This window comes from Bradyrhizobium sp. STM 3809, from assembly GCF_000239795.1.
GTDB lineage: Bacteria > Pseudomonadota > Alphaproteobacteria > Rhizobiales > Xanthobacteraceae > Bradyrhizobium.
On the sequence record NZ_CAFJ01000433.1, the window covers coordinates 1 to 1,507 of the forward strand.

The 1,507-nt window shown below is 72.7% G+C and carries 1 protein-coding gene and 1 pseudogene; one reads left to right on the top strand and one right to left on the bottom strand.

The genetic code is table 11. The features are described from left to right. Nucleotides 1–1,215: pseudogene (locus BRAS3809_RS20535) on the top strand (hypothetical protein); the annotation flags it as partial. 14 nt (nt 1,216–1,229) lie between these two features. Here BRAS3809_RS20535 and BRAS3809_RS20540 read toward each other — a convergent pair. Then, a partial coding sequence (locus tag BRAS3809_RS20540) for a guanylate kinase (protein WP_035657251.1) occupies nt 1,230–1,507 on the bottom strand: 278 nt, incomplete at its 5' end.

Sequence of the window (1,507 nt, forward strand, 5' to 3'; positions counted from 1 at the left end):
CCTGCACCGCCGCCGCCAGCGCAGCAGATCGCCGCCGCCCAGTTGGCCAACGCCCAGATCGCTGCTGCGCAGGCCGCAGCCACCAATGCCGCCGCTGCCCGAGCCAGCGCCGCGGCCGCCCTGGCATCGCAGACTCCGGCCTACGTCACTCCGGCCGAGGCACCGCCACAATCATGGCCGGCCGCCCAGCAGGCCGCGCCGGCGCCAGCCGCCCCTCAGCCGCCGCAGAATGCAGCGGCGGCAGCGCCTCCGGCCCCGGTCGATGTCGGCGAAATCGTCTCGGCGCTGCGCAAGGCGCGCGCCGGCGATGCGGGAGCCGCCTCGGCCGGTGCGGCGCCGGTCGACGCCGCCAAGGTGATTGCGGCGCTCCTGGTGTCGCGCGCGGCCAAGCGACGCGCCCCCCAGGCTGAAGCGAACGAAGCCGGCGAAGCCGCGCCCGGAACGGTCCCTGCCGGGCCGGCGCCGCCCGCGCCGGAGGCGGTCGCGGCTCAGCGCGCTCAGGCCGCACAGCAATTGATGAATCGCCTTCGCAACGGCCAGCCGGCCGTTGCGCCGATTGCCGCCAGCGCCGATCAGCCAGCACAAGCGTCATCCCCCGAAGCCGGCGACCCCGCCGCCGCACTGATCGAGACGCTTCGCGCGCATGCCGCGCGGCAGTCGGCGCATCAGGCCGCAGACGAGACCGACGCGACCGCCCGCGCCGCGGCGGCGGCGGAAGACGATCTCGACGATCCCGCGGCAGCGCTGATCAATCTGCTGCAGTCGCGCTTCTCGCTGCCCGAAGACGCGTTGGAGCCGCCGCAGGACGAGGCCGACGAACTTGCTGCGGCCGAGGCGGCGGGGGCCGCCGGGCGCGTGCCGGACGATCCCGCAGCACAGCTGATGAGTCTGTTGGAGTCGCAGTCCTCGATTCCGGAGAGGGCACCGGCCGTCGACAGGCCACAACCGCAGCAGCATCAACCGCAGCAACACCGGCCGCAGCCGCCATCGCGGCCGTATCAGCAGCCGCAACCGCAGCGGCCCCAGCCTCAGCAGCAACGGCCGCCGCAGCAGCGGTCTCCGTTCGTCCCGACGCCGTTCGAGGATCCGGCGACACCGCCGCTCGACTTCATTCCGCGGCCTTCGGCGCTCCGGCCGCGGCCCCGCAATATTCAGCAGGATGACGAACTCGACGGCATCCAGGACATCCTGGCGCGGCTCGGCCGCCGGGCCTGACGGGACGCGGCGCGTCAGCTCTCGAGCTGGCGCTGCAATTCACGCACGAAGGTCGTCAGCCCGGTGCGGCGCTCGCGCTTCAGCCGCTCGGCCTTGAGGATCGACTGGACCTCGGCAAACGCCTCGTCGACGTTGCGGTTGATGACGATGTAGTCGTATTCCGCCCAGTGGCTCATCTCGTGGCTGGCGCGGCTCATGCGCCCGCGGATCACGTCATGCGAGTCCTGGGCGCGGGTGTGGAGCCGCTTCTCGAGATCGGACGCCGACGGCGGCAGGATGAAGACGCTGACGA